Source organism: Ectobacillus funiculus (assembly GCF_004138295.1).
GTDB classification, from domain to species: domain Bacteria; phylum Bacillota; class Bacilli; order Bacillales; family Bacillaceae_G; genus Ectobacillus; species Ectobacillus funiculus.
In genome coordinates, this window is the sequence record NZ_SCFM01000004.1 from 115,346 (window position 1) to 133,777 (window position 18,432).

The window sequence follows — 18,432 nt, forward strand, 5'->3', positions numbered from 1 at the left end:
TAAGAGCACCTGGGTGCTCTTAATCTTAAATTCATTCTTATCTTAATGTTCCTACCTCAGTTAACACTGCACTAAATCCCTTGCTTCCTTCATTTCAGAAGATCAACTATGGGATTTCATGTAGGTTCCTTTATTAATGTCATCCCTTTGCAATAAATTATTCAGGAAGTACCTACTTTTTATGGACCCTCTGAAAGAAGTCCCCAAATCATAAAATTTTGGTATTAAGAGTAAGTATATCGTCCAGGCTCATCTCGTACAACCTGAATACTATAATTAGCGAAAACAAGCTGAATAATTCTGCCACGTACGGAAGGAAGGCATTTTATGTATTCAAACAGTTGGGAATATATAGGTGATAAGAACCATCATTCAAATACCTGTCATTGTTCAAACACTGATTGTCATTCAAATAACGATCGTTATTCAAATGCCGATCGTTACTCAAACCAATCCAGTCGGCAGCTACCTAAAGCACAATTATGTGATGAGTTTGCAAGAATCTTAGGTGGGTCAGGAATGGTTACTCCGAAGGGAGTATGTTTAGTACAAAAGTTTCGCGACATCAATTTTACTATTCTTGGACGTAGAACGGAATCTCCGCTAGTTAATCCTCAATTTTTCTCATTTGAGGGCTTAGATAGCAGAGGCAATGCATTAAATTTAGGAGAAACAGTTCTTTTACAAGAAGAAGTTAATCCATTATTAACTGAACTTCGAGAAAAAAATATTATCGTTACAGCCCTTCATAATCACTGGTTATTTGAAGAGCCACGTGCTATGTATATGCACTTTGAATCCGTTGAACCACCATTAGTTTTTGCCAAAAAAGTAAGAGAAGCATTTAGGGTATTAAAAGCGTAGTCAGACTATCAGAGGCAAACTGTACGTCAGAGGGATTTCCCCTCTGATGTTTTCTTTTTGTATATTATAGATTAGAATTCTTATTTATTTCCTGGAGCAGGATGATCCACTCCCTTTACATGGTGTCTATGTCCATTATCCTCAGTTGTATAAAAATCGTAATAATGAACGTGCATTCCACTTCCAACAGGAATAGCTGGTCCTGAATACGCCTTATAATGATGGGTATGTCCATCTTCAAATACAACAGACCCCTCCGTATAATGAATATGACCCCCATCCTGTGTCGGAATTGGTGGAGATGTTACATCCAAACATTGATGCACATGGCCGTTCTCTACGGATGTATAATCAACAGATCCATGGTTATGATGTGGTACGAATCCAGAAACAAAATCATCTTTCCCTACTTTTTTATTCAATCTACTCACCTCTTGTACATAAAGATTAATTCTATAAACTATATGCTTAGAGCAAAAAGATGATTCTTAACAGCGTCTTTTTCACACTTGTGTATCCTATACATGCGAAATCACCATAATGCTCAAAAGCAGAAGTTATTAATTTCTTAAGATCCGTATTTTGACGATGGGTCCACTTTATTGTTGTGTGTTATGATTATTCTGTTCGCAGGTTTCAGTGAAAGTAAGTTAGGTTTGCACAATTAGATCTTTATTCCTAAAAATTTGTATAGAAACGAGGGCGTTTATTTGAGACCTACGATGCCCGTTGAATGATCCAACTTACTAAAACTATTGTGGGAGGGGTGTGCTTGAAGATACTAGTTTTTGGAGCAACAGGACCTACTGGTCAACAGATTGTTAATCAGGGTCTCGAATTAGGATATGAAATGACAGCGTTCGTTAGGAATTCAGACAGGTTACCTATCAGTCATCCAAAACTAAACATCATCACTGGAGATGTATTAGATACGAAAAGAGTACTGAATGCAGTACAAGGACATGGTGTGGTAATTAGTGCTCTAGGTAATGGTAAATCACTTAAAGGAAATGTCTTTTCCGTAGGTACAAAAAACATCGTCGATGCAATGGAAATGAGTGCATGTAAACGAGTCATTATCATGTCGGCATTTGGCGTGGATAAAAGCATTACTGAGGTACCAATTCTACTTAAAGTTATTTATAAAACACTTTTAAAGAAAACTTTCGATGATAAAGCTCTGGGGGAAAAGTATTTAAAACAAAGTAATTTAGATTGGACATTGATTCATCCAGTAATACTAACAAATCAACTGAAGTCATCAACCTATCAATTCGGGGAGAACATTGACATAGGAGTAATCCCGAAGATATCACGTGCAGATGTTGCAGAACTTATGCTTAAGCTGGTTGATGATCAAACATCCATAAGACAAACTATTGTTATTAGTAATTATAATGGTCAGAGGAATCTAGACACGAAATAAAGAAATGTTAAAATATGGATCTTTCTTCAAAAATGCTCTTAAAGTAAGTTAAGAGCATTTTTGTAAAATTGACAAGCCCTTCTGTAAATTGACACCAGTGTGCTCCATTACATATCGTTCTTTTCTTCTAATGCCATTAAAAGTGCGTTCTGCTTCCTCTACATAATGCTGATCAATATATTGATTGATAGATGCAAATAACTTTTTGCTTAAAACGAAAGATTTTTTGTCAAAAACAACTAAATAAACGAGCATATCGTGATGTAATAAAAATGAACTGATGGTGGAAACCGCAATTTGCAATGCTTCCTCTTTTGGATAACCGTATATACCAGTCGAAATCAATGGAAAAGAGACGGACTCACATTGATAATTTTTTGCTAGCTCTAAAGAATTATAGTAAGATGCCTTTAACAAATCTGCTTCTTGGTTTGAACCACCTTGCCAAATAGGTCCTGGTGTATGAATGATAAATTTTGCGTCCAAATTAAATCCATCGGTAATAACTGCTTGTCCAATCCTGCATCCACCGATTTTATCGCATGCTTCTTGCAGTTCATCGATACCCGCCGTACGAAATATAGCACCACATACACCACCACCCATTTTCAGTGATGTATTCGCGGCATTCACAATCGCATCTACATCCATCTTTGTAATATCATTGCGGACGATTTCTAATGGCATAATATCTTCCCCCTTCCCTACAACTTAGTAATAGAAGCAAGAGCAGTTGACTTCACATGATTTTGAGTGGCGGTGAGCAAAATGTTCTTCCCGAATATCGCCGGATTTTACAATAAGGGTTTCATCACAGTAAGGACAGCGAAAAGCGCCTTTCTCAGCTCGCTTTTTGAGCTGCTCAATTTCATCTTTGGTATCGGATTTTGATTCTAAGTACACTCTTAAATCAAAGTGATTGCCCTCATATAACGCTTCTTGCAAAATCATCCACTCCCTTTATATAGTCGTAGAATAAATTTTCTTTCTCTACTAATGGAAATATAAGCTAAGATACTATATGTAATATTTTATCATCCTCCATTAAAATTGGTAATATTATGTAGGGGGTCACCTTATTCACCTTTTCCAATTAAAACTATTAATACGAAGACTGAATGAGAAAAACAGATTTAAAGAAATTCACAACATAAAAAATAAAAAGCCCCGAAAACATCGAGACTTTCAGCTATGAATATATAACAGAAAAAGTGCACAACAGTAAATAAGTGAAGTACCTTTATCTCAGGCCATGCTAAAGGACAGCATCTATGATTTATTAATTTTAAATAAATTAAAGTTTACTAATATAACTATTTAAGATAAAAATGAGAAAAATAACGACTTTATACTCTGAATTTATTTTTTTAATATATGATAAAGCGTGCGAAGCATAGAGATTTTTATCTTACGGGATAGGACATAAATATAAAACCCGACTTATAACATACTGTACAGAAAAAGGGGCCAAGATTTCATCTCAACCCCCACCCTTTTTTACTAAGCTTCTTCAATCTCTTCAAAATCGAAATCTAAATCATTTTCAAACATATATGTAATAAAATCTTCTTTTTTATTTTGAAGTGCATGATATTCTAAATTATCTTTTATCTTCCCCCACATTTCTTCGTATTCCCTTAAATGTAGTTCGTGTAGCTCCTGTTCAGTCAAGATAGCACCAGTATTCACATTTCGATATCTTCTCATATTCAATCCACTCCTTTTCAATGAACAACAATAATTACATTCTGACAACCATACTTCCCTAATGTAATTTTTTTATTCTTATTATGAGTTACTTTATAAGAAAACTAACTGAAAAGGAGTTGTCGATACAGCTTAGATTTTAGTTTAAGACATTAATTATCCCGCCCTTCAAGTTTTGTAGATTTTACAATTAAAAAGGATGGTTTTCTTAGTTCGTTTTTTATCTTCGGCATAGCATCTAACCCTGCTTTTATGGGAACTGGTTCTACAAGTTGTTCAAGCTGAAATCCGTTTATTATTAATTGATTGATAAGGGTGGAGAATGTGCGATGGTATTTCACCACTCCATCGATATACCAAAATTGTGTGCGCTCCCCTTCCTCTTGGTAGTTATCCACCGGAAAGTACAGCGTATCTCCATTCTCATCTGTTATCCAACCGTCCATTTTCTTTCTTGCTGTAACAATAGGATGTTCTGTAGAAAAAATAAATGTCCCCCCTTTTTTTAAATAATTATTTATCTTTTTTATCGCATCGCTGTAATCTTTTATATAGTGAAGCGCAAGGGAACTGACCACTACATCAAAATAACCTATCGGTAGTTCTAATTCTTCTATAGAGCTATTTATATAGCTGATTTCAGCATATGAATTGTGTTGTCTTGCAACATCAGTCATATTTTTAGAAATATCTACCCCAACTACCTCTATTGCCCCTTTTGTTACACAGTACCTTGTGAACTCACCCATACCACACCCTAAGTCTAATATCTTTTTATTTGTCAGATCTGGTAAGGTTTCTTTGAATGCTGGTTGTTCAACAAAATTATTGTAATTAATCCCAGAGTCACGTAATTTCCTGTATTCTTCAAAAAAGGTGGGATTATCATAGATGTTTTGTTTCATCCCCCAAACTCCCCTCTGCATCATTAAAAATAGTTGAAGTGTGCCCCTTTTTTCATCCAGCGAACTTATCTCATTTACTTAATTAAGAACAAAAAAAGGAGCTGTCATAAACAACACCCTTATTTCATCAATATGTTCTCTATTATTATTAAAGTCTCCTGCCCATTAGCATATATGGTCCGCAAAAGGGTTTAGGAGTTAGGATTCCTTTTCTTCAAAGTAAGAGTTCTTCTCTTGCCAAAGCCAAAAAACGGTCAGAAGTTGTACCTTCACCGTTTTTAATCCGCTATACATCCCTATCACAGCAATATTTTACAGATTCTGTCGAACGACAACTACTTTATAAATAATTCATAAATTTTTTCGACACTGTATAAAACCACTCCAATTCCTGTCAAGCCTATAGCAGTCCAAACAATTTCTTTTACGTTCTGTTTTGCCTTCGGATGAACAAGAGGTCTTTCATCTGTGCTCATTTGTTGATTCTTTTCCAATTCGTCCATAATCGGCCCCTCCGTCAATTCCCATTTACTCTAATATATTCTGAAGGTAATGGAACAGCGTGGGCGCCATTTATATTGTAAGCAAGCATATTAGCTTTTACGTACAATGTACCATTTTCTATGTACTCCTAGGTCATAACGGTCTAATCCTCTAATCCGTTTTGTCAGTAGACCCAATAACAACGATTGCTTTAAAATTTTAAAGGACAAAAAAAGAAAGGATAAGCTCCTTCCGAATCTTAGAACGTACCATATAAGACGAATAGACTATCCTACGAATTGATTATTATGCCTTCGGACGTTGTTTGTAAACGATGAAAATATAAAACAAGGAAACTTATCTCTGCTTCAGATAAAGTAATATTAGGGAAAAACTGCTTGAAGATATTAGTAGCGATTTCTTTGTATCCATTATAGTCTATTTCAAGAGCAGCTGCCTGAAACCAAGGTTTTCCTTGTATCATAGTATTATTGCATATTCTTTCAATTAATCTGCAAACATGGCTTACATAAGAAAGACTAACGATATCTGCTTCATGAATGATTCTATGCAGTTGAAGTTCTGTTTGCGAAATAATGAAAGGCAGGTACATTTGAACCTGTGATAAGTGTTCAGTGGAATTTATGAATTTGGTTATTGTATTTTGGAATGGAATGAAAAACATAGATAACACTCCTTATAAAGAAAAAAGAATACCCATATTATGCTGCAATTCCATTATGTTCTTATTTAAACATATATGAGATAATTCTTTGCTTATTCTTATTTAGGAGTAGATACTATGTTTCTTCCAACATGATTAATGCCTATTTATGATTCTATAGGCAAGAGCTTGTTTCATTGCAATAAGAAAGTGTTCTACACATTCTTTTATTTCCTTGCTTAAAGCCTTTTTTTGTATCATTTTATGATGAAGATATGCAATCATGGATTGGCTGCATACACAGACGTAAAGTATATCTGCAACTTCCCCTTTCATAATTGATGGAACCCAGGTACTTTCTTCAAAATCGAGTTCCTTTTTATACACAAGGCGATCCCCAATTAATTGCAAAATATGTGTCTGACTTGTATCATTTTGTAAGATTGCCTCTACACATCCATCAATAAACATCTCTTCAGCTTCTTTGTATATAACCAACGTTTCGAGTTGCATAGGTTATACCTCCTCAAAATGACTTTGCATACATACTATATACTAGATGTCATTTGTGTAGAACCATAAGAATATTTGTAAATGCTAATCTAACTTTATGTAAACGTTGTCGTTTGGTGCACGATTCCTAATGGATCACTTTCCCCACTCAGCTTGACGTGCTTTAGTAAAGTTGGGAGTTCATATTGGGCGCAAAGAATCAATGTGTCTAGAAAACTGCCAACATCCCTTCAGTTAAACAATCTGAAAGGGTGTTGTGTTCACACAATTAGCATTGATGGAAGTAAATAAGTTATGTTCTTAAACTTTGATACCAAGTTATAGCTTTTCGTTCAATCTTGAATATGAATTGTTCTTTTCCTTTAATGTAGGAGTTAACATCATAAAGAAAACGTTGTGACAATTCCTCTTTTAAGTCTCCATACTTTTTCGAATCATTTGGATGTGCCCGCAAATAATCTCGAAATGCAAGATGACGTTCAATTTGAGAATTGCCCAATTCATCAATATGTACATGATGAGTTCTGTTGTCTCCTCCTTTTTGGAAGTATCGCCGTCCAGTTATCCCGTTTTCCCCCTTAGATTCATAACCAATGGAAATCATCGCTGTTTTAAAGCTATCAACCTTACTCTCCTCTAAAAATTGCATTTTATTTCTGATTGTAAATAAGCTCAATACGATTATTAAATAAAACTTAAAATTAACATGAAAGTTGAGCAGAACCTCCAATCTGCTCGTTCTAAAGTATATTGGCGCTCCATATCTTCTTCCCATTTTTCTGGATCATGCCATCTTTCACCATCACATTATCAGGTTGCGAAAAGTGTCTTTAAGAACAGTATCATTTTTTAAAATTTTTATAGCGGTAATTTGGTCTAAATCGAACTATAATCATATATTTTATATGAAGAATGCACTACAAGCATTTTTCTGTAACACATACCACATGAAATAGGTGAGACCAAAATGTTTAATGTTTATTTTTTTGAGAATAAAAATCCTTTATTGAGTCAGTTTCTTAAACGTGTCCCAGCTGTAGGTGAGGCTTTAACGATTAAAGGTCGTAAAGGCACAGTTTCAACTGTTACTAATATTGATGAAAAAAATATTCATGTGCAAGTTATCTTAGAAAACGTTAACAAAAGTAAAGTTACTACTGTAGATAATTCGAAGAAAAAAAGAAGGTAAGTGATTGGTTAAGAGTAAGATACAAAAACACAAAGAACGCACATATTAGTTATACTACGTGTGCGTTCTTGAAATTTTATATTTACACTCCTCTGTTTTACGTTTTTGAATCAACAGCTAATTTTTTCAATGCCCCCAAGCGATTCATCAGGTAAATACAGCTTTGCTCTCCGTGCCAATGTAACGATAACATATAACTTTTCCTTTGCTCCCTTTGAAAGAGAGGAGATTTTATCTTCTTCATTTCCTCAAGCATCGACCCATCTCGAAATCCAGATAAAAAAGCTCATAAAAGTGAAGAGCATCCTCAACCTTCATCCAACCGTCAAAGCTAGGATTGTCTTGTAAATACGAAACAACCGCCTTTGTTTTCCTGCCAATCTTCTTTCCGTCTACATATATCTCGCCTTCTGTTTGCCGAACAAGACCTGCAAGCAGCTCCATCCAGATTGTCTTTCCACTGCCGTTGCTGCCGATTAATCCAATAAAAATCCTCAATAACAGTATTATGCCTAGAATACACAAAATTTTCCATATCATAAAATAAAAAACGACAAAGGAAACATCCCTGCCGTTTTTTATTTTCCTCTGTAACACAACTGTCTGTAAGTCTTATCGCGGCTTTAGTTCTCGTTTTGCAGCGCGTCGCAACCTTCTTCACCGGTCCGAACCTTTATAGCATTTGCAAGTTCATATACAAAAATTTTCCCATCCCCGGGTTTTCCCGTGTTTAATACTTGGCGTGCAGTATCAATGACAGATTGGACAGGTACTTTGCATACAACAATTTCAACTTTAATGCGCTCATGCATGTTTACTTCACGTTTGATACCACGATATAATTCCGTAAAACCTTTTTGCAAGCCACATCCAAGCACATTTGAAACTGTTAAACCGCTAACGCCAATTTTTGCTAACTCTTGTTTAAGTTCATCAAATTTAGTTGGGCGTGTAATAATCTCAATTTTTGTTAACTTATCACTCATACAATCACCTTTTTTACAAATTTTATTTATGACACATTTTTTTGCCATGCGATATACTATGAAGTCCGAGTGATCTCTCTACACGAATAAGCATGAAAATGTTTATCACTTTAATTATAGTATAAGTTACAATTGTAACAAATAGACGCATTGTAACAACAGAAACAAATTGATATGTGTGTTTTTTTCTAGGATGGGCACCATAAAAATACCTTTAAACGTGTTGAAACGCTAAGATTAAGGAGGGTAAAACATGAGCTGGCAGCCGGAACAGCATGTTGAATTGCACGATTTCAACAACCTGACAAAAACACTTTCATTCAATTTTTGGGACGTATGTTGGTACAAAAACGAAAAAGAACGTGCAGCTTATATTGAGTACATAGATGAACAATACAATGCAGATAGACTAACAAACATTTTAAGAAATGTATCAGATATTATCGGCGCGCATGTCTTGAATATCGCTAAGCAAGACTATGTACCGCAGGGAGCAAGTGTTACTGTATTAGTGTCAGAAGGTCCCATTGTGGAAGTGCCAACTGAATCATTCGAAGAGTCACCTGGCCCTCTTCCCGAATCTGTAGTTTTAGCTTTAGATAAGAGCCACATCACCGTTCATACTTATCCAGAGTACCATCCAACAGATGGTATTAGTACGTTCAGAGCTGATATTGATGTGTCTACGTGTGGAGAAATTTCACCACTTAAAGCTCTAAATTATTTGATTCACTCATTTGAAGCAGATATTATGACTATTGACTATCGCGTTCGCGGCTTTACTAGAGATATACGAGGCCATAAATTATTTATTGATCATAATATTAGCTCAATTCAAAATTACATACCGGAAGAAATAAAACATTTATATGACATGATTGATGTGAATATCTATCAAGAAAACATTTTTCACACTAAATGCAAACTTCGGGAATTCGACCTAGATCATTATTTGTTTGGATATACAAAAAACTCGTTAAGCGCTAAGGAAATGGAGAACATAACAAGCAAACTGCAACAAGAAATGAACGAAATTTTTTATGGGAAAAATATAAATCCTGGGTCAATAAGACCGCATTAATACAATTTCACCGAAAAAGTTGAAACAAATAAACATACAAAATAGTGTGTTTATTTGTTTTTACATTTACACTGTAAGAAAGTATAAATTCCTAGCTGAAAGCTCATTCGACGTAGTAGGAATGTTAGAAATACAGTATAAGTAGAGCTCGCCAATCGGCGAGTTTTCTTTATTGATTTGACAATACTAGGAATCCTTTTTAATCCGATAAACTATTTCGCTATATGAGAATTCTAATAAAATGAGAAAATATGCGGTATTATATCCTTATTTTACTTTTTTAACAAAACAATAACTTGCCGTAATACAGCAAGTTATTGTTAGAAATATCTTGATAAAAATTTCCGATGCTGAAGGATATCCTTCTTAAAGACGATCATCTTCCCAGGCTCTGTCGTAATCTTTTATATTGCTTTTATCTTTTAAAGTATCTTTTAATGGAGTCTTTGTAAACTTCTTATCAGTATTATTTTCTATCCGATCTCTTGGTGTGACTGTTTCTTCCTTCCTCACTTCTATTTCCTCCTACTGTTTGTTTTACAATGATTCATGATGATCGTTCAATGAGTTGTCAAAGAACCCTAAAGCACATTTCACTCCTTCTTGAATATCATTTGTCTCGTATGCGGCCAAGTCTTCAAAGGTAATTTTCAGCTTTACATTCTCTAATTCATAACCGCTGTCCAAGTCAATATTCAAAAGGACCTCGTATCCATCAGCATTAACGCTCGTTTCAATAATGTTGAAGGTTTGAATAGATGTACCTGTTTCGTATTGAATGGGCTCTAGAAAATCTGCCATAAAAATATCACCTTTTTCATTTGATCTAATATCACAGATATAGCTTGCTCAAATTCTTTTTTCTTTACACTGTAAGAAAGTATAAATTTCCAGCCAGAAGTGAATTCGACGTGGCCGGAAATTTTAGGAACACAGTATAAGTACAACTACGTCTTTGTCTTCGCCCAAGGCTCGCCAATCGGCAAATTTTCTTTATGAAAAAACACTTGATCCTTTGTTTTTTACGATTTTTTGTTTTTTTGGTTTTATGAAATTATTACGGTGAATGAAATTATGTGTTTCTGCATACTTATGCCTTCTACCTCCCTTTCCTTTTATTTTTAGTTGCTGATTCGACAATTAATACAGCTGCCGGAATACCGGCAGCCCATAAGCTTCATTTTATATTTTAACTTTTATCCTGCTTTCCTCTCTCTATGTCACTTTCATCTCCTAGAAACCCATCCATTATTAAAATCCCGATTTACGAGCTAACGGTTCGACGATTGTTTGCAAAATGAAGCATAGGATTTTCCATATATGCTTTCGATGTTTTGGTAAGTGCTGTACATACACAAAACTGTACTCATTTTCCTGCTCCGCCCCCCGGCTTCTCTTGAATCGACCAGCCCCTGCACTAAAATGACCTATATAGTTATTTTGAACGACCTCTTCAAGAATAAGGTAAGACAACATGCGATAAAGCCCTTTCCTTTTATCAAGCGACGTATTATAACCTAGGATCGGAGTTGTTAAGATCCCGTCTCTCGTAAAAAAGCCAATGGCACCATCTATTTTCCCATCCTTTTTCAACACCCTGTATTCCAATAAATGATGCTTGAAAGCATTTAAATAATATTCTTCCGTGAAAATAGGGTTATGCTCTGAATATTTTTCTATATACAGCTGATTGTATAATTTTCTTACCATTTTTATCTCATCTTCAGTAAGAGCATTCTGATTTAAGATTTCATAGCCGCTGTTTCTTAATAATCGTCTGTCATTATTCAAATCCTTTCGAGATTTCCGGTTCATTTTTTGCAGCTTTTCTGGATAACAAAGGTATACAGAACGAGCAAATAATGGACAAAATCCTAATCCGGAAAGACATGAGAAAAGCTCAGGATATAAACGGCGATTCAATGAACGAAACATAATTGCATGCGCAGGGAATTTTTCTTTCAAGAATAGAGCGATGTGTTCTAATTGCTTATGAGTCAGCTGATGATATAGGTTTGTAGATAAAAACCAATTATTTACTATAACTACTTTGTTGATTTGACTCCGTTTAAACCAGTGCCCCATTATCTGAATCGGAAGTAACAAAAGCTTCTCTAATAAGGGATTCTTAAGTTCCCAAAGCTCCTCTTTTGCATAAGAAATATAATGGGTATAAGGAGAACAAACATACGAATTTTCATATTCCTCATCATTTATTGTCAGAGGCAGAAGTAAGTGATCCACTTCTAACATATATGTCTTTGTATTGACATTCTGTATGAAGTACTTTGCTCCATTCCTAAGAATAGGGGTAAAATAATCTCTTATATAGTGACCATCCTGTTTGGTGGACCAATCAATTTCATGCAAGGTGGATTTGTCATGGAGTTTGATATGCATATAACACCTCAACTTAAAATCCTTTCAATTCGCTTTAGCTTTTTTTCAGAGGGCAGTATATCATATTCCGAATAAAAAATTGTCGGTCTTTCGCACCCTGCATCCCTCCACAAACGGTACAGTTCTTCACCTACAGCATTTTCAATGCTTGACCTATTGTCATCCCTTTTTATCTTTAATTTTATTTCAATGAATAGATTGGGATGTTGGATAACTTTAAATTCTTCAATATCGGCGGCTGCCAGCATGACAGCCCTTCGAATAAAATCTGGAAACAAACTAATCTCTTTGGCGGTTGTTTTTCCTCTCCCTATAAAGACATCATCACATCGACCATCGATTCTCTCTAGAGCAAGAAAAGGTGATCCGCAGGAACAAGGCTGTTTCTTTTCAATCAACAGATCATTTAAACGATAACGAATAATGGGTTGTGTTTTACGACTGAAATCCGTAATAATTGGAATGAATATCCCTCGTCCCTTATCTACGTACTCCTTGTCTATATAGACAAGGTCTTCGTTCATATGAAGAATTCCTTGTTTGCATGTAGTAGCTAAAAATCCTTCTGTGCACTGATAAATTTGATGCATCACCTGTCCGAAGACAGATTGCATATATTTTTTATCAAGATCTTCAAGAACCTCTGCTACTGATATAACCTTTTTAGGAGCTATATGTATGTGTCCCTCCTCTTTCCATTCCGCAATTTTACGCAGCATAGAAGGTGGAGCTATCAATATAGTAGGTCGTATTTCGTTCAGCCTTTTGATATGAGTTTCAAAGTAATCCAATAGATCAAAAAAGTGAAATGAAATCCGTTTGTTTTTCGTTGTTTCATACAGATTACTATTTGCTCGCAAAAAAAACGCAATCTTTTGCTTCTTTAAAATGCTAGAGGGAAGAACCTTTGCTAAGATACTCCCCGCCCACAAATAACGTTCCTCTTCCGAAACTAAGAATAGCCCCCTATTTCCACTTGTACCGGAAGACAATCCAATTGTGATATTGTGAATCGTAGGAGAAAAATTCCGTGTACGCTCTGCTTCAAATGCAACCTGGAATGCTTGTTCTTTTGTAATCCCTGCTGTATTTAAGCTATCGAAGTGTTCCATCATGATTTTTTTATCAATAATCGGAAGCTGCTCCCATTGTTGCGACGAAACTTCATTCATATATGGCTGATACATATTTTTATAGAAAACAGAATGTTGCAGCACAAACTGCATATGCTTTGCTATTCGTGCATTTTGAAAGTTTCGCAGCTGCTCCTCTATCTTAAGTCCGGTCCTGTACTTAGTTTCGATGTATTTTTGGAGAATTTTCAAGTTATTCATACACGATACCTTCTTGAATCTTTCTCCATGTGTACTCACAGTGCGTAGGCAATATTTCCAACTCAGAATTTTGCTTTGCTAAATGATGAAGCTTCATAATATTCTTTTGATAAGAAACTACATCAGCAGTTAAGATATTGGCAATTGCGCTTGGATAAATTAAATTTTGATACGTTTTGCTTAGCCACACCGCATCTGCGCAGAGGAAAACTTGCTTTCCGCTCGTCAGCGTAACGAATATCCCTAATTGTCCAATTGCATGTCCTGTCACATCTACTGCAAATACTGTACCATCTCCCCACACATCATGCCCGGCAATAAAGGGATAAAACTGAGACGGGAGCTCTACAGAAGCCTGCTGGTCAAGAAGTTTCATCCTATCCTCTATGTTAGAGGGAAGGGTATCTAGCAAGCAGCCCTTTCGTAAGGCCGCAAACTTGCTAATGCCCTGAATATCCGCATATGCTTTATGAAATGTTAGGATAGTTGCATCAGGAAAATCCTTCAGCCCTGCCGTGTGATCGCCATGGAAATGAGATAAAATGATGTAGCGAATTTCATCCGGTGATATGCCATCCTGGAGAAGCTGATTTTTAATAGATTGTTGTTCTTGAAAAAAGACAGGCGTTAATTTGGCGTATATAGAATAAGGAAAGCCTTTTGTTGCCTCCATAAAGTGCCTCGCATATCCTGTGTCAAATAAGATGTACCCATATTTATCATGATGAAGCAAGGCAACAATCGCAGGAAACTTCACCTGCTTCCAGCCGCCTTTCGCATATGCAATTCTTTCAGGGTGTGTACAATACCCGCATTCATATAATTTTAGTCTCGTAATGCCCATGTGTATTCCACCATTCTACAAAGTGTTGAATTCCCTCTTCTATACTGACCCTTGGAAGGTAGCCAAGTTCAGTTGTTGCTTTCTTAATATCCAACGTTTGACTTTTTGACAACACACTTACTGTATATTTGGTAAGAAGCGGTTCTTTGCCAAACAATATGGTTTTGGAAAGCAGCTCTAACACGTTCGCTATCATAAAAGCCTTTCGAAACGAAATATGTTTATAACGAAACTCCCGCCCGAGACGATGCATGACAGTTTCAATTACAGAATAGAGATTTACACGCACACCATTTGTAATATTATATTTTTGTCCCAATGTATATGTCGGAGAGTCCATACAAAGTAATAAAGCATCTACAACATTTTCTATATATGTAAGATCGATTAAAACCTCATCACCTCCAATTTTTGGGAACATACCTTTTTCGCATACCTTGATGAGACGAGGAAGAATAGCATTGTCCCCCGGGCCAAATAAAGCTCTTGGTCGAATAGTGATAACAGGAAACCCCTCGCGATGAGCAGCGTCTACTTCTTGTTCCGCTAAATATTTAGTATGGGCATAATGATTTACAAATGTCCTCGGTAAAGAATCCGTTTCTTTCACATTTTGTCTCCCATTATAGTAAAAATAAAGACTTGGTGTAGACACATGGATAAGACGTTTCACAGCGGCGTGTTTGCTTCCTTCGATGACGTTCTTTGTACCAATGACATTCGAAAGGTAAAAATCCCGATATTTCCCCCATGGAGAAGAGAGCGCTCCGCTATGAAACACATAATCTTTATCTTTGCATACGGACGCGATAGCCGCTTTATCTTCTAAGGAACAAGGGATAAATGTAATGCCGTCCCTCTCAAGATCGCTTCCGATCTCTGTATTTCTGCCAATTGCTGTTACCTCATAACCTAAGCTATGCAGCCTAAGTGCCAGCTTTTTTCCTAAAAAACCAGTCGCTCCTGTTACTAACATCCTCATACTTATTCACCGTCCCAGGAAATATCATACGTTGTTTGCTGCAATAGGGAGATGTTTCTCTTTCTACTTTCTCTCCAAAGTTTACATACGCTATAAAATTGATAAAAAAACGGCTTTTTGTCCCTATGTAAGTAGGTAATGTCCCGATGGGAAGTAATCACTTGAAACCAACGCTTTCTAACTTTTACATCCCGCAGGAACGAACCTCCGTATAAGAGCAAAGCTAAAGTAAGAGCCATTTTTGTTTCTTTATTGGGAAATAACACATCTTCTGTATTTGTTCCTACAAATACAGAAACAATATCGCTGGAAAACAAATGTAACCCACTGGTTGTTCTTGGATTGCATTCAATCGGATACACCTTACCATCCTTTGTTACGATAAAATCAAAAGCAATTTGACCAGAATACTTCAGCTTTTCAACGAGTATTGAAACAAATGAAAAAATAGGATCACATTCTGTATGTTGAAACGCAATGGTTGCCCCAAGACCAGCTGTAAATTCTGTTTGATATACAGAATGGGCAAGAAGCTTGCCGGTTTTTGCAATTGTATAAGAGCAATATTGAGTTCCATCTAGCTTTTCTTGAATGAGCCACCCTACCCCTAAAGGCTTTTCCTGCGATAATAACTCTGATTTTGTAACAAATCGAACGCTATCTGAGAAACGGGAATATACTGGTTTCAAGACAAACTCTTTTATATGAAGCTGTTCTATTTTTTCTTGATAGGAAAAGGAACCATCCGTTTCTATTGTAACTGGCGCATCCCACCCGAATTCATTTGTAAAACGGATAAATTCAGCCTTATTGTGAAGTACATTTAATGTGTCGATATCATCTACTAGCACACTGCAGTACGATTCGAAATATTCCTTGTACTTTGCAATATAAAATGTTTCCTCGCAAGTAGGAATAATCAGATCAATATGATAGTCTTCAATTATTTTTGTCATGGTCTGAACAAACAAGGCTGTCTCAAACTTCGGGGAAGGGACCTGCAAGAATTTCTTCACCGCATTTGACACCTTTGTTACCGCATAAGAGCAACTGTCCGCAGCATACACTTGTAAGCCTTGAGATTGCAGCAGTCTGCATAAATGCAAAGTTACTGGTGCTCGAGCACCAGTAACCAAAATGTTTTTAGGTTCACAACTAGTACTCAAGCAAAACTCCTCCAATGGACAAGCCAGCTGATGTGCCTAATAGGAATACTGTATCTCCACGCTTAATTCTTCCTTGTTTTACCCCTTCGTAAAAAGCCAGCGGAATAGATACGGAAATCATATTTCCATAATTCTCAATAATTTTCATAAATCTATCTTCCGAGATTCCAAGTTTTCTTCGAATCAAATTCATAGCAGGACCACTTGCCTGGTGCGGGACAACCATGGAAACATCGTCTAGAGAAAGGTTTGTGCCTTGAAATACCTTTTCTACAAAGTCAGGAAGAAGTTTCAAAGATAACTTGAATATAGCCGGGCCATCCATATCGAATAAAAAATCCTCTTTTGTTTCTTCATTATATCCTCTTGGATGAATCATAGTACCGCCCCCACGAATTTCAGACAAATGCGCACCAGCACTATATGTCTCCATATGGGAAAAAATAATGCCAGCAGTGCCACTTGCCGATTTTGAAATTACCATAGCAACGGCACCATCTCCGAACAATATACTGCTTTCATTCTGTCCCCAGTTTAATCCCACAGAAGAAATTTCTGAAGAAACTAATACTATGTTTTTGTATCTTCCTGCTTCAATCGCATACGAAATCATATCAAGTGCTGTTACCCAGCTCAAACAAGTGGAGTTTACATCAAAGCATGGAATTCCCGAATGCTGAAGTCCCAATTGTTCCTGAATAAGGGAAGCTGTAGAAGGAATTGCCTGCTGTACTGTTCCGCTGCCAGAAATAATACAATCAATATCACAAAATGTAAGTCCAGCATCCTTCACCGCCTTTTTAGCTGCCTCCGCACCCATAAAAGATGAAGTTTCTCCATCTACGTAGTACCGTATTTTGACCCCGGTTTTACCTTCTGACCAGCCCTCTTTCGTACCAATGATAGCATCTACTTCCGCAGAGGTTACCTTTCTTTTTGGCAAATACATGCCCATACCTACTATTCTGATGTTACGTCTCATAATTCAACTTCCTTTTCTACATTCATAACTCCATTATATACAATTACCAAAAAAGTGGTTGTTTTTTGATGTGTTTCAATGACTATAAATAGACCCAATCCATTCAATTCACAAAAAAACATTAGGAAATCCAGAGAAAACTGGCATATTCAATCATTTTTTATAACATGCATGTTATAAAAAATGGAATAGTTGTAATAATGTTCATAGAGAAATTATTCTGACAACAACTCTTCTAAACTTAAGGAAGAATTTTTTTCCTTATAAAGGGAATTGGTTGTGAATTTTATAACGAGGTGAATAATATGACATTACAACGTACATTTATTATGGTTAAGCCTGACGGTGTAAAACGAGGTTTGATTGGAGAAATCGTAAAACGTTTTGAACAAAAAGGGTTTCAGTTATTGAGAGCTGAGCTTATGGTAATCGAAAAAGAAAAAGCGGAACTTCATTATATGGAACATAAGGAAAAACCGTTTTTTGGGGAATTGGTGGATTTCATTACATCTGGTCCTGTCTTTGCAATGGTATGGGAGGGAGAAAACATTATCCAAGTCTCCCGCCTTATGATAGGAAGCACATCCCCTGAAAGTGCAGCTCCTGGGACTATTAGAGGAGACTTTGCAAACAGTAAACAAGAAAATATTATTCATGGTTCCGACTCTATTGTAAGTGCTGAAAGGGAAATTGCAAACTTGTTTGAACCATTATTAACACGTTTTTCAAACCAAGACTTACCATATGATGAGCAAAGAAAAACCATCTAAAATTTCAGACGGATATGCTTGAATTGATCGAGGAGGGACTTACAAGGTTTCTCCTTATACATTGAAAAACAAGAGTTGGGGCAGATTTTAATATCATTTTAGAAGATTCGGGTGTATTTACATAAATAGTTTCTAG

The 18,432-nt window shown here is 36.1% G+C and carries 25 protein-coding genes; 6 read left to right on the top strand and 19 right to left on the bottom strand.

What is annotated here, in order from left to right; translation table 11 throughout:
- The first annotated feature begins 355 nt into the window (after positions 1–355).
- Both EP737_RS26155 and EP737_RS26160 read left to right on the top strand, forming a co-directional pair.
- Positions 356–508 carry a hypothetical protein gene (locus EP737_RS26155; protein WP_246040148.1) on the top strand — a complete coding sequence of 51 codons (153 nt, stop codon included), beginning with the start codon at positions 356–358 and terminating at the stop codon, positions 506–508.
- Between the two features lie 11 nt (positions 509–519).
- Positions 520–864: a DUF1259 domain-containing protein gene (locus EP737_RS26160; protein ID WP_246040150.1), complete on the top strand. Its 345-nt coding sequence runs from the start codon at positions 520–522 to the stop codon at positions 862–864.
- An 80-nt stretch (positions 865–944) separates the two neighbouring features.
- Here the strand turns inward: EP737_RS26160 and EP737_RS02050 are convergent, their stop codons facing one another.
- Positions 945–1,286, bottom strand: coding sequence for a YmaF family protein (locus tag EP737_RS02050; protein ID WP_129726256.1), 342 nt, complete (start codon positions 1,284–1,286; stop codon positions 945–947).
- A 350-nt stretch (positions 1,287–1,636) separates the two neighbouring features.
- On the opposite strand from EP737_RS02050, the gene EP737_RS02055 reads away from it, so the two are divergent.
- A complete protein-coding gene (locus EP737_RS02055) occupies positions 1,637–2,290 on the top strand; it encodes an NAD(P)-dependent oxidoreductase (protein WP_165350667.1) in 654 nt (217 codons plus the stop codon).
- A gap of 48 nt (positions 2,291–2,338) precedes the next feature.
- Here EP737_RS02055 and EP737_RS02060 read toward each other — a convergent pair whose 3' ends face one another.
- The 8 genes from EP737_RS02060 to EP737_RS02090 all read right to left on the bottom strand — a co-directional run bounded on the left by EP737_RS02060 (position 2,339) and on the right by EP737_RS02090 (position 7,211).
- Positions 2,339–2,977: a macro domain-containing protein gene (locus EP737_RS02060; protein WP_129726258.1), complete on the bottom strand. Its 639-nt coding sequence runs from the start codon at positions 2,975–2,977 to the stop codon at positions 2,339–2,341.
- A gap of 24 nt (positions 2,978–3,001) precedes the next feature.
- Positions 3,002–3,235 (bottom strand): competence protein CoiA family protein, encoded by a 234-nt coding sequence (locus EP737_RS02065; protein ID WP_129726259.1) that lies wholly within the window; start codon positions 3,233–3,235, stop codon positions 3,002–3,004.
- Positions 3,236–3,790: 555 nt separating this feature from the next.
- Positions 3,791–3,997 (bottom strand): hypothetical protein, encoded by a 207-nt coding sequence (locus EP737_RS02070; protein WP_129726260.1) that lies wholly within the window; start codon positions 3,995–3,997, stop codon positions 3,791–3,793.
- A 152-nt stretch (positions 3,998–4,149) separates the two neighbouring features.
- On the bottom strand, positions 4,150–4,902 hold the full coding sequence (locus EP737_RS02075; protein ID WP_129726261.1) for a class I SAM-dependent methyltransferase: 753 nt from the start codon (positions 4,900–4,902) through the stop codon (positions 4,150–4,152).
- A 335-nt stretch (positions 4,903–5,237) separates the two neighbouring features.
- Complete coding sequence (locus EP737_RS25340) at positions 5,238–5,405, bottom strand: hypothetical protein (protein ID WP_165350668.1); 168 nt, start codon at positions 5,403–5,405, stop codon at positions 5,238–5,240.
- Positions 5,406–5,677: 272 nt separating this feature from the next.
- Complete coding sequence (locus tag EP737_RS02080; RefSeq protein WP_129726262.1) at positions 5,678–6,070, bottom strand: PRD domain-containing protein; 393 nt, start codon at positions 6,068–6,070, stop codon at positions 5,678–5,680.
- A gap of 135 nt (positions 6,071–6,205) precedes the next feature.
- The gene (locus tag EP737_RS02085) at positions 6,206–6,562 is read right to left on the bottom strand and encodes a hypothetical protein (protein ID WP_129726263.1); all 357 of its coding nucleotides are present in this window, start codon (positions 6,560–6,562) and stop codon (positions 6,206–6,208) included.
- A gap of 292 nt (positions 6,563–6,854) precedes the next feature.
- Entirely contained in the window at positions 6,855–7,211 is a 357-nt protein-coding gene (locus EP737_RS02090; RefSeq protein ID WP_246040151.1) for a GrpB family protein, read from the bottom strand.
- 318 nt (positions 7,212–7,529) lie between these two features.
- Here EP737_RS02090 and EP737_RS02095 point away from each other — a divergent pair, with 318 nt between their 5' ends.
- Positions 7,530–7,751 carry a hypothetical protein gene (locus tag EP737_RS02095; RefSeq protein WP_129726265.1) on the top strand — a complete coding sequence of 74 codons (222 nt, stop codon included), beginning with the start codon at positions 7,530–7,532 and terminating at the stop codon, positions 7,749–7,751.
- 240 nt (positions 7,752–7,991) lie between these two features.
- Here the strand turns inward: EP737_RS02095 and EP737_RS02100 are convergent, their stop codons facing one another.
- Together EP737_RS02100 and EP737_RS02105 are read right to left on the bottom strand one after the other, a co-directional pair.
- On the bottom strand, positions 7,992–8,291 hold the full coding sequence (locus EP737_RS02100; protein WP_129726266.1) for an ATP-binding cassette domain-containing protein: 300 nt from the start codon (positions 8,289–8,291) through the stop codon (positions 7,992–7,994).
- An 83-nt stretch (positions 8,292–8,374) separates the two neighbouring features.
- The gene (locus EP737_RS02105) at positions 8,375–8,737 is read right to left on the bottom strand and encodes a P-II family nitrogen regulator (protein WP_129726267.1); all 363 of its coding nucleotides are present in this window, start codon (positions 8,735–8,737) and stop codon (positions 8,375–8,377) included.
- A 253-nt stretch (positions 8,738–8,990) separates the two neighbouring features.
- Between EP737_RS02105 and speD the strand changes: the two genes are divergently transcribed.
- Positions 8,991–9,818, top strand: coding sequence for an adenosylmethionine decarboxylase (speD, locus tag EP737_RS02110; RefSeq protein WP_129726268.1), 828 nt, complete (start codon positions 8,991–8,993; stop codon positions 9,816–9,818).
- A 366-nt stretch (positions 9,819–10,184) separates the two neighbouring features.
- Here the strand turns inward: speD and EP737_RS25345 are convergent, their stop codons facing one another.
- From EP737_RS25345 to EP737_RS02145, 8 genes are all read right to left on the bottom strand, one after another.
- Positions 10,185–10,331 carry a hypothetical protein gene (locus EP737_RS25345; RefSeq protein WP_165350670.1) on the bottom strand — a complete coding sequence of 49 codons (147 nt, stop codon included), beginning with the start codon at positions 10,329–10,331 and terminating at the stop codon, positions 10,185–10,187.
- 24 nt (positions 10,332–10,355) lie between these two features.
- Positions 10,356–10,619: a hypothetical protein gene (locus EP737_RS02115; protein ID WP_129726269.1), complete on the bottom strand. Its 264-nt coding sequence runs from the start codon at positions 10,617–10,619 to the stop codon at positions 10,356–10,358.
- 450 nt (positions 10,620–11,069) lie between these two features.
- On the bottom strand, positions 11,070–12,218 hold the full coding sequence (locus tag EP737_RS02120) for a peptidogalycan biosysnthesis protein (RefSeq protein ID WP_129726270.1): 1,149 nt from the start codon (positions 12,216–12,218) through the stop codon (positions 11,070–11,072).
- 8 nt (positions 12,219–12,226) lie between these two features.
- A complete protein-coding gene (locus EP737_RS02125) occupies positions 12,227–13,552 on the bottom strand; it encodes a F390 synthetase-related protein (protein ID WP_129726271.1) in 1,326 nt (441 codons plus the stop codon).
- On the bottom strand, positions 13,545–14,396 hold the full coding sequence (locus EP737_RS02130) for an MBL fold metallo-hydrolase (RefSeq protein ID WP_129726272.1): 852 nt from the start codon (positions 14,394–14,396) through the stop codon (positions 13,545–13,547). Before EP737_RS02130 ends, EP737_RS02125 begins: the two co-directional genes overlap by 8 nt.
- Positions 14,368–15,378 carry an NAD-dependent epimerase/dehydratase family protein gene (locus EP737_RS02135; protein WP_129726273.1) on the bottom strand — a complete coding sequence of 337 codons (1,011 nt, stop codon included), beginning with the start codon at positions 15,376–15,378 and terminating at the stop codon, positions 14,368–14,370. Before EP737_RS02135 ends, EP737_RS02130 begins: the two co-directional genes overlap by 29 nt.
- 2 nt (positions 15,379–15,380) lie before the next feature.
- Complete coding sequence (locus EP737_RS02140) at positions 15,381–16,544, bottom strand: ATP-grasp domain-containing protein (RefSeq protein ID WP_129726274.1); 1,164 nt, start codon at positions 16,542–16,544, stop codon at positions 15,381–15,383.
- Entirely contained in the window at positions 16,534–17,526 is a 993-nt protein-coding gene (locus EP737_RS02145; RefSeq protein ID WP_129726275.1) for a beta-ketoacyl-ACP synthase III, read from the bottom strand. The genes EP737_RS02140 and EP737_RS02145 overlap by 11 nt, the downstream gene beginning before the upstream one ends.
- Before the next feature lie 305 nt (positions 17,527–17,831).
- Between EP737_RS02145 and ndk the strand changes: the two genes are divergently transcribed.
- Complete coding sequence (gene ndk, locus EP737_RS02150; RefSeq protein WP_129726276.1) at positions 17,832–18,296, top strand: nucleoside-diphosphate kinase; 465 nt, start codon at positions 17,832–17,834, stop codon at positions 18,294–18,296.
- The last annotated feature ends 136 nt before the right edge of the window (positions 18,297–18,432 follow it).